The sequence below is a fragment of the Thermomonospora catenispora genome, assembly GCF_006363815.1.
In the GTDB taxonomy this organism is placed as follows: Bacteria; Actinomycetota; Actinomycetes; order Streptosporangiales; family Streptosporangiaceae; genus Thermomonospora; species Thermomonospora catenispora.
Window position 1 is genome coordinate 1 of sequence record NZ_RRYT01000062.1, and the last position, 9,516, is coordinate 9,516.

The window sequence follows — 9,516 nt, forward strand, 5'->3', positions numbered from 1 at the left end:
GGCGCCCCGGCGCTGGACCGCACCGACCTGACCGCCGCCTGGGCGGCGCTCACCGCCTGGGCGAGCCGGGCCGCCGCCGCCCGGCGGAAGGCGCTGCGCGACGCCCGCGCCCGGCTGGCGAAGGCCCGTGACCGGCTCGCCGCCGCCGAAGACCGGCTCGCCGCCGTGCTCGCCGCCCACCAGGCGGACTTCGACGCCGATCGGCCGCTCGCCGAGACGGCCGAGCCGGCGATCGCGGCCGCGCTGGAGAGGGCCCGCCAGGAGGAGCGGCAGCTGACCGAACGGCGCCGGCAGGCCGCCGAGCTCGACGCCCAACGGCGGGAGGCGGAGCATCGGCGGCAGGTGGCCAGGACGCTCGGCCGGCTGCTGCGCGCGGACGAGTTCCCCCGCTGGCTGGTCACCACCGCCCTGGACGCACTGGTCGCGGACGCCTCCGCGACGCTCGCCGAACTGTCCGGCGGACAGTTCGAACTGACCCATGACAACGGGAACTTCCTCGTCGTCGACCACACCGACGCCGACAGCCGGCGGCCGGTCAGGACCCTCTCCGGCGGCGAGACCTTCCAGGCCAGCCTGGCCCTGGCCCTGGCGCTGGCGGCGCAGTCGCCGGCCATGGCCGCCGCCGGCGCCGCCCACCTGGAGTCGATCTTCCTCGACGAGGGATTCGGCGCCCTGGACGAGGCCGCCCTGGAGACGGTCGCCGCCACGCTGGAGGAGCTCGCCGTCGGCAGGGACCAGATGGTCGGCCTCGTCACGCACGTCGGCGGCCTGGCGGAACGGGTGCCGACCCGGTTCGTCGTCCGCCGGGACCGGTGGACCTCCTCGGTGCGCCGGGAGGAGCCGTGAACGGACCGCGACCGCCCGGACGCTCCCCGAACCGGCGAGCCGCCCGACCGCGGCCGCGACGACCACACTCAAGGCGGACCCCATGAACGAACAGGACCGCAGGAAGGCGCTCGACGCCGCCCTCGACCAGATCGAACGGCAGTTCGGCAAGGGGGCGATCATGTGCCTCGGCGATGATCCCGGCTTCTCCGCCGAGGTCATCCCCACCGGATCGATCGCCCTGGACGCCGCCTTGGGCGTCGGCGGCCTGCCCCGCGGACGGATCGTGGAGATCTACGGCCCGGACGCCTCGGGCAAGACCACCCTCGCCCTGCACGCCGGAGCCAACGCCCAGCGCGCCGGGGGCACGGCGGCGTTCATCGACGCCGAGCACGCCCTCGACCCCGATTACGCCGCGCGGCTCGGCGTGGACATCGACGCCCTGCTGGTGTCCCAGCCCGACGACGGCGAACAGGCCCTGCAGATCGCCGACACGCTGGTCCGCTCCCGGGCGCTGGACGTCATCATCGTCGACTCGGTGGCGGCCCTGGTGCCGCGGGCGGAGCTCGAAGGGGGGATGGGCGATCCCCAGATGGGGTCGCAGGCCCGGCTGATGAGCCAGGCGCTGCGGAAGATGGCCGCCGCGCTCGGCCGCTCCGGCACCACGGTGATCTTCATCAACCAGCTCCGCGAGAAGATCGGCGTGGTCTTCGGTCCGCCGGAGACCACGACCGGCGGGCGTGCGCTGAAGTTCTACGCCTCGGTGCGGCTGGACGTCCGCCGGATCGAGACCCTCAAGGACGGCGCCGATCCGGTCGGCGGCCGCACCCGCGTCAGAGTGGTGAAGAACAAGGTCGCCCNCTGGACGTCCGCCGGATCGAGACCCTCAAGGACGGCGCCGATCCGGTCGGCGGCCGCACCCGCGTCAGAGTGGTGAAGAACAAGGTCGCCCCGCCTTTCAGGCAGGCCGAGTTCGACATCCTCTACGGCGAGGGCATCAGCCGCGAGGGGGGTCTGATCGACCTCGGCGTGGAGCACGGCCTGGTCGACAAGACCGGCGCCTGGTACGCCTACGAGGGCGACCGGCTCGGTCAGGGCAAGGAGAACGCCCGCAACTTCCTCAAGGGCGCCCCCGACGTCGCCGACGAGATCGACGCGAGGATCAGGGAGCGGCTGGGACTCGGGGCCGGGCCGCGCGCCCTGCCGGCGGGCGCGGACGCCGCCGCGCCCGCCGACCCCGACCTGCCCGCCGATCGGGGGTGGGGACGATGACGCGGGACCGCGCCGGCGGCGGGACCGTCCCCGGCCCGCCCGGGAGGGGGAGGCCGGCGCACCCGCCGGCCGGAACCGGCCCCGACGGGGAGAACCAGGCCGTCGAGGCCGCCCTGCGCCCTGCGGGCCTGACCGAGTTCATCGGGCAGCGGCGCATCCGCGACCAGCTGGACCTCGTCCTGACGGCAGCCCGGCGGCGCAGCGGCGCCCCCGACCACGTCCTGCTCACCGGCGCCCCGGGCCTGGGCAAGACCACGCTCTCCATGATCATCGCCGCGGAGATGAAGGCCCCGATCCGCATCACCTCCGGCCCCGCCGTCCAGCACACCGGCGACCTCGCCGCGATCCTGTCCTCTCTCACCGAGGGCGAGGTCCTCTTCCTCGACGAGATCCACCGGCTGCCCCGGCCCGCCGAGGAGATGCTCTACATGGCGATGGAGGACTTCCGCGTCGACGTCATGGTCGGCACCGGGCTGAGCGCCGCCACCGTCCCCGTGCGGCTGCCGCGCTTCACCCTCGTCGGCGCCACCACCCGGGCCGGGCTGTTGGCGCCTCCGCTGCGGGACCGCTTCGGCTTCACCGCCCACATGGAGTTCTATGAGCCGGCCGAACTGGAGCGCATCCTGCACCGCTCCGCACGCCTGCTGGGCATCGATCTGACCCCCGAGGGCGCCGCGGAGATCGCCGCCCGTTCCCGCGGCACTCCCCGCATCGCCAACCGGCTGCTGCGCCGGGTGCGGGATTACGCACAGGTCAGAGCGGACGGCGTGATCACCCGTGAGATCGCCTCCGCCGCCCTCGCGCTGTACGAGGTCGACGGCCGCGGCCTGGACCGTCTCGACCGGGCGGTGCTCGGTGCGCTGGTGGAGCTCTTCGACGGCGGACCGGTCGGCCTGTCCACCCTGGCCGTCGCGGTGGGGGAGGAGCGCGAGACGGTGGCGGAGGTCGCCGAACCCTTCCTGGTGCGGGAAGGGCTGCTGGCCCGGACGCCCCGCGGCCGGATCGCCACGCCCGCCGCCCGGGCCCACCTGGAGTCGGTGTGCGAGAGCGGCGCGGTCCGGGAGACCGCGCGCCCCGCGGGTTTTGTCATTCCTAGATGAGCGGTGGTGCGTGGCCTGGCCGTGGTCCGGTAATGCGGCATCAGCGTGGACGATCCCGCCGTGTACCGCGATCGGCGTTGCGTGAAAGGGACGATGACCGTGTGGGAGGACGTGCGCTGGCTGGTCCGGCTGGCCCGAAGGCGGCGACGATATGCGATCACCGCCCCGGCCGAGCCGGAGGAGATCCGGGCGCTGGCCGCGGTGATGCGGCGGCTGCCGGGCCGGTACGCCGATCGGCTTCCTCCGCGCGTTCTGCGCAGGATCGGCGGCGCGGCCGCGGCCGGGCGGTGGGAGCACGCCGTCGACGGGCTGCTGACCGCCCTGCAGCTCCGTTCGGCGCCGGTCACGGCCGCCGAGTGCGAGGAGCTGCGCGCGGTGCTGTCCGCGCTGCGGATGCCGACCGACCGGGTCGACGCCCTGATCGTCCGGGGCGACGGCCGGCCCGATCGACGCGCCGCACGGTCCGCCCCCCGTCCCTCCGGCGCCCTGACCGGCGCCTCCGGGGCGTGACCGGGCGGCCGCGGACGGCGTGGACACCGCGGCGGCCCGCCCGGTCGGCGGGCGTCTCGACCGGACGAGGCCGGCGAGCGGTGCGCGGCGGGCCCGGCCCGTCGAGGGCCGCCGCCCCCGGGCGCCGGCCGCGCGGCCGAGGGGGAGGCCTCCCGGGCGCGAGCGGGCTCTCCCGGCCCGGTGTTCGTCGCGCCGGCCGCGGGTAGCACGGACTGTACCCCCCACCGGACGAGCTGCGTGACCTGCGTCGACGCCGGGTCGGGGGTCGACGTCGGGTCGGGAGGGGTTGAGATGTCGGAGAGGACGGACCAGCGGCAGACGGCGACCGATCGCCCGGTGAGCCCGTGGGCGGTGGGCTTCGCCCTCTTCGCCGCGTGCGTGATGGTGCTGTCCGGGGTGTTCGGGGCGATCATGGGATTCGCCGCCATCCTGGAGAACCAGGTGTACGTGCTCCGCGGCGACTATGTGTTCAAGTGGGACCTGACGACGTGGGGATGGATCCACCTGCTCGTCGGGATCTTCGTGGCGGCGGCCGGATTCGCGGTGTTCACCGGGCAGGTGTGGGCGCGCACGGTCGGCATCGTGCTGGCCGGCCTGAGCGCCGTCGTCCACTTCATCTTCCTGCCCTACTACCCGGTGTGGTCCCTGCTGATCATCGCGCTGGACATCGTGGTGATCTGGGCGCTCACGGTGTACTCGCGCCAGGCCGCCGCGTCCCTGCGCTGAAGGCGCCGGGCGACCGCCGGCCGCGACGCCGCGCGGCGTCCCGGCGCGCGGACCGGCGTCCGCGGCGCGGATCAGCGGCCGGCGCCGGACGTCCGGTTGCGGCGTGCGATGTCGAAGGTGAGGGCGGTGGCGAACGCGCACCAGGCCGCATAGGGGAGCAGGGCGCGGGCCGCCGACGGGTCGACGCGGGCCGTCCGCCGGATCAGATCGACGTTGCTCACATCCAGCAGCACCGTTCCCACCGCGCCGGCCCTCGTGCTGTGCCGGCCGAAGAACAGCAGGGTCCATGCCGTGTTCAGCGTCAGATTCACCCCCAGGCCGACGGCCAGTGCGCGGCGCCGCCGGCCCCGGGCCCGCGAGAGGGCATGCCCGGCCGCCCAGGCGATCGAGACGTACAGCGGCGTCCACACCGCGCCGAACGCCCAGGGCGGCGGCTGCCACGGCGGCTTGGACAGCGAGCGGTACCAGGCGCTGTCGGCGTCGACCGCGGCGGATCCGACGGCGGCGCTGAGCGCCGTCGCCGCCGCGGCGCCGGCATAGGTCTTCCAGTGCTCCATGGACCCCTCCCTTCCCGCTCCGAGGGCTTTCGTGCGTCGCGGGCGCTCCGCCGCGACCCCGGGGGAGGCGGGACGCGCCCGGCGGCGGGCCCGTCAGGCGATGCGGGCGGCGAGGAGGGCGCCGGGATCGGTGATGAGACGCTCGATCACCGCGCCGGCCGCCCCCAGGACGGCGGCGTCCTCGCCCAGGGCGGAGGCGGTCACCTCGGGCGCCGTCGCCCGGAGCCGGCCCGAGGCGGTGCCCAGCGCCGCCTGGACCGGCCGCCGGATCCAGGGCGCGAGGGTGGAGAAGAGCCCGCCCAGCACGATCGTGTCGGGGTCGAGGAGGTTGGCCGCGCCGATCAGGGCGACCCCCAGGGCGGCGCCGGCGCGGGAGACCGCCTCGGTCGCCGCGGGACGCCGCTCCTCCAGCCGCCGCAGCAGCAGCCTGAGCGCCTCGGGCGAGGAGTCCTGGGACAGCCCGGCCGAACGCAGGATCGCGCTCTGCCCGGCGACCTGCTCCAGGCAGCCGCGCCCGCCGCAGGAGCAGGCCGGTCCGGCGGGGTCGACCGGGACGTGGCCGAGCTCCCCGGCGGATCCGTGCGCGCCCCGGAAGAGCCGGCCGGAGACGACGATGCCGGCGCCGATGCCGATCTCACCGGACACGTAGACGAAGTCGCCCAGCGCCGCGCCGCCCCCGAACCACAGCTCCGCCAGGGCCGCGAGATTGGCCTCGTTGTCCAGGCCGGTGGGGCGCGGCAGCGCGGGCAGGTGGGCGTCGAGCAGATCGGCGATGGGCAGATCGGACCAGCCCAGGTTGGGGGCCGTGCGCAGCAGGCGGTGGTCGAGGACGCCGGGCAGCGCGACCATCGCCCCCTTGACCGCCAGACCCTGCTGCCGGGCGGCGTTGAGGGCGCGTTCGGCGACGGCGCCCAGCTCGGCCAGGACCTCCTCGACGGGCCTGCTCCGGTTGTCGGCGTGGACCAGGTCGCGGTAGCGCACGCGGCGTCCCAGGTCCAGGACGCAGGCGGCGAGGTAGTCGACGTTGACCTCCAGCCCGAGCCCGGCCGGACCGTCCCGGTTGATCGCGACGGCGACGCCCGGACGTCCCCGTTCGCCTTCGTGCACCCGCCCGTCGGCGCGGACCAGGCCGATGTCGGCCAGCACGGCGACCAGGGTGGAGACGGTCGTCTTGGTGAGCCCGGTGACCTCCGCCAGGCGGGCGCGCGTCATCGGTCCGCGGCGGGCGATCTCCCCCAGGAGCAGGGCGAGATTGCGGTCCCGCATGGTCTGCTGCCGGATCGGGCCTGTATTCGTCACCCCACCAGACTAGTGCTCTGCCCTCCTCCCCTTGATGACGCTTCCCCCGAGGTATCTAATTAGTTCATCGACTTGACTTAATAGGAGGCGACATGGCCGACTACACCCCTACGCCGGAGGACCGGTTCAGCTTCGGGCTGTGGACGGTGGGGTGGCAGGCCCGTGACCCGTTCGGGGACGCCACCCGTCCCCCGCTGGACCCGGTGGAGACCGTGCACCGGCTGGCCGAGCTCGGCGCCTGGGGCGTGACGTTCCACGACGACGACCTGCTGGCCACCGAGTCGGACCGGGACAAGGCGGTGGCCGCGTTCCGCAAGGCGCTGGACGACACCGGCCTGGTGGTGCCGATGGCCACCACCAACCTGTTCACCCACCCGGTGTTCAAGGACGGCGCGTTCACCTCCAACGACCGGGACGTGCGGCGGTACGCGCTGCGCAAGGTGATGCGGAACCTGGACCTGGCCGCCGAGCTGGGCGCCCGCACCTATGTGTGCTGGGGTGGCCGGGAGGGCGCCGAGACCGACGCCGCCAAGGACGTGCGGGCCGCCCTGGACCGCTACAAGGAGGCCTTGGACGTCCTGTGCGGCTACGTCCGCGACAAGGGCTACGACATCCGCTTCGCGCTGGAGCCCAAGCCCAACGAGCCGCGCGGCGACATCCTGCTGCCGACCATCGGGCACGCCCTCGCCTTCATCGGCGAGCTGGAGCACCCGGAGATGGTCGGCCTCAACCCCGAGGTCGGCCACGAGCAGATGGCCGGGCTGAACTTCGTGCACGGAGTGGCGCAGGCGCTGTGGCACGGCAAGCTGTTCCACATCGACCTCAACGGCCAGCACGGCATCAAGTACGACCAGGACCTGGTGTTCGGGCACGGGGACGTCAAGAGCGCCTTCTTCCTGGTGGACCTGCTGGAGCACGGCGGCTACGACGGCCCCCGCCACTTCGACTACAAGCCCACCCGCACCGAGGACATCGAGGGGGTGTGGCAGTCGGCGGCGGCCAACATGCGCACCTACCTGATCCTCAAGGAGCGGGCCAAGGCGTTCCGCGCCGACCCCGAGGTCCAGGAGGCGCTGGCCGCATCCCGGGTCACCGAACTGGCCGTCCCCACCCTCGCGCCCGGCGAGACCTACGAGGACCTGGCCAAGGACGACTTCGACCCCGACGAGGCCGGCCGCCGCGGCTACCACTACGCCCGGCTGGACCAGCTGGCCGTCGAGCACCTCCTCGGAGCCCGCTGACCATGGTCCTCGTCGCCGGGGTCGACTCCTCGACCCAATCCTGCAAGGTCGTCGTCGCCGACGCCGAGACCGGCCGGATCGTCCGATCCGGCCGCGCCCCCCATCCGGACGGCACCGAGGCCGACCCGGCCGACTGGTGGCGGGCGCTGCAGGCGGCGATCGCCGACGCCGGCGGCCTGGACGGAGTGGCCGCCCTCGGCGTCGCCGGACAGCAGCACGGCATGGTCTGCCTGGACGAGGACGGCCGGGTGGTCCGCCCCGCGCTGCTGTGGAACGACACCCGCTCGGCGGGCGCGGCCCGCGACCTGATCGCCGAGCTCGGCGGACCGGAGGCGTGGGCGAAGGCGGTCGGCTCGGTCCCGGTCGCCTCGTTCACCGTCACCAAGCTCCGCTGGCTGGCCCGCCACGAGCCGGACAACGCCGCCCGCGCCGCCACGGTGTGCCTGCCGCACGACTACCTGACCTGGCGGCTCACCGGCCGCATGGTCACCGACCGGGGGGACGCGTCGGGGACCGGGTACTGGTCGCCCGCCGAGAACGCCTACCGCCCCGAGCTGCTGCGGGCGGCGTTCGGCCGCGACCTGGCGCTGCCGCAGGTCCTGGGGCCGGCGGAGGTCGCCGGGCGCACCCCCGAGGGCGTCGTGGTGTCGGCGGGCACCGGGGACAACATGGCCGCCGCCCTCGGCCTGGGGCTGGCCGAGGGGGACGTGGTGGTCTCGCTGGGCACCTCCGGCACCGTGTTCGCGGTCTCCGCCGAGCCCGCCGCCGACCCCGGCGGCGCGGTCGCCGGGTTCGCCGACGCCACCGGCCGCTACCTGCCGCTGGTGTGCACCCTCAACGCCGCCCGCGTGCTGGACGCGGCGGCCGCGCTGCTCGGCGTGGACCACGACGAGCTGTCCCGGCTTGCCCTCTCGGCCCCGCCCGGCGCGGACGGCCTGGTCCTGGTGCCCTACCTGGAGGGCGAACGCACCCCCGACCGGCCGGAGGCGACCGGTTCGCTGCACGGGCTGCGGCTGTCCACCTCCACCCCGGCCCACCTGGCGCGGGCCGCCGTCGAGGGCATGCTGTGCGGGCTGGCCGACGGGCTGGACGCGCTGACGGCCCAGGGCATCCGGGTCGACCGGGTGCTGCTGATCGGCGGCGCCTCCCGGTCGGAGGCGGTCCGTCGCATCGCGCCCTCGGTGCTGGGCCGCCCGGTCACCGTCCCGCCCGCCGGGGAGTACGTCGCCGAGGGGGCCGCCGTCCAGGCCGCCTGGGCGCTGTCCGGCGATCCCGAGCCGCCCCGCTGGCGGCGGCCGGGCACGGCGCACTACGAGGCCGGTCCCGTCCCCGCGATCCGCGAGCGCTACGCCGAGGCCCGCGAACGCATCCTCTCCCGCCCGCCGGCCCGGGGCTGACCGCCGGCGGCGGAGCGCGTTCGATCAGGTCGAACGCGAAGGCCTCCTCGGCCCATGCGGGCCGAGGAGGCCTCACGGCGAGCGGGAGGGATCAGGCGCGCCAGGAGCGCACCAGCTCCTCCAGCGTCGTCGGGTCGAACTCGATGCCGCGCTCGGTCAGCTCCTGCCGCACCAGGGCCCCGTCGCCCTTGTGCTTGGCCAGCAGCCGGTACACCGCGTAGGGGAACCAGTGGTTGTCCCGGATCCGCCGGATCTCCTCCTCGGTGGTGGTGTAGCCCTCGGCGCGCACCGCCTCCAGGGCGGCGGTCAGATCGCCCTCGTGCCGCTCCAGCGCGGTCATCGCCGCGTTGCGCAGGTTCTCCGGGTTGACCGCGGAGGACGCCTCCGCGGAGGCGGGGGCCTCCGGCTCGGGGGAGGGGGCGTCCGGCTCGGGGGTGAAGGCCGGCCGCTTGAGCGCGCCGGGGTCCAGCTCGCCGTGCCCGTTGACGCTGGAGCGGGCGGCGGCGCCGACCGCGGCCAGCTCGGGGGCGGGCTCGGGGTCGGGCGCGGCGCGCCGAGGCGAGCGCCTGGGCTCGGGCGCCGCGGCGGG

The 9,516-nt window shown here is 75.1% G+C and carries 7 protein-coding genes and 3 pseudogenes; 7 read left to right on the plus strand and 3 right to left on the minus strand.

The annotated features are described in order from the left end of the window. The 5 genes and pseudogenes from EIO00_RS23495 to EIO00_RS23515 form a co-directional block, all read left to right on the plus strand. Positions 1–846: SbcC/MukB-like Walker B domain-containing protein (locus tag EIO00_RS23495; protein WP_277752903.1), on the plus strand; the 846-nt coding region annotated here is incomplete at its 5' end. A gap of 82 nt (positions 847–928) precedes the next feature. Beyond that, positions 929–2,097, plus strand: a pseudogene (gene recA, locus EIO00_RS23500) (recombinase RecA). After that, positions 2,094–3,128 (plus strand): annotated as a pseudogene (gene ruvB / locus EIO00_RS23505) (Holliday junction branch migration DNA helicase RuvB); the annotation flags it as partial. The pseudogenes recA and ruvB, both read left to right, overlap by 4 nt. Before the next feature lie 162 nt (positions 3,129–3,290). After that, positions 3,291–3,707, plus strand: coding sequence for a hypothetical protein (locus EIO00_RS23510; RefSeq protein WP_140182544.1), 417 nt, complete (start codon positions 3,291–3,293; stop codon positions 3,705–3,707). Between the two features lie 291 nt (positions 3,708–3,998). After that, entirely contained in the window at positions 3,999–4,433 is a 435-nt protein-coding gene (locus tag EIO00_RS23515; RefSeq protein WP_140182546.1) for a DUF7144 family membrane protein, read from the plus strand. Between the two features lie 71 nt (positions 4,434–4,504). Here EIO00_RS23515 and EIO00_RS23520 read toward each other — a convergent pair whose 3' ends face one another. Both EIO00_RS23520 and EIO00_RS23525 read right to left on the minus strand, forming a co-directional pair. Beyond that, positions 4,505–4,990, minus strand: coding sequence for a TspO/MBR family protein (locus tag EIO00_RS23520; RefSeq protein WP_140182549.1), 486 nt, complete (start codon positions 4,988–4,990; stop codon positions 4,505–4,507). Between the two features lie 93 nt (positions 4,991–5,083). Then, positions 5,084–6,289 carry an ROK family transcriptional regulator gene (locus tag EIO00_RS23525; protein ID WP_241661557.1) on the minus strand — a complete coding sequence of 402 codons (1,206 nt, stop codon included), beginning with the start codon at positions 6,287–6,289 and terminating at the stop codon, positions 5,084–5,086. A gap of 92 nt (positions 6,290–6,381) precedes the next feature. Between EIO00_RS23525 and xylA the strand changes: the two genes are divergently transcribed. After that, positions 6,382–7,530 carry a xylose isomerase gene (xylA, locus tag EIO00_RS23530; protein WP_140182551.1) on the plus strand — a complete coding sequence of 383 codons (1,149 nt, stop codon included), beginning with the start codon at positions 6,382–6,384 and terminating at the stop codon, positions 7,528–7,530. 2 nt (positions 7,531–7,532) lie between these two features. Then, positions 7,533–8,927: a xylulokinase gene (gene xylB / locus EIO00_RS23535; protein WP_140182553.1), complete on the plus strand. Its 1,395-nt coding sequence runs from the start codon at positions 7,533–7,535 to the stop codon at positions 8,925–8,927. Between the two features lie 91 nt (positions 8,928–9,018). On the opposite strand, the pseudogene EIO00_RS25745 reads toward xylB, so the two are convergent. Continuing rightward, a pseudogene (locus EIO00_RS25745) lies at positions 9,019–9,516 on the minus strand (hypothetical protein); the annotation flags it as partial.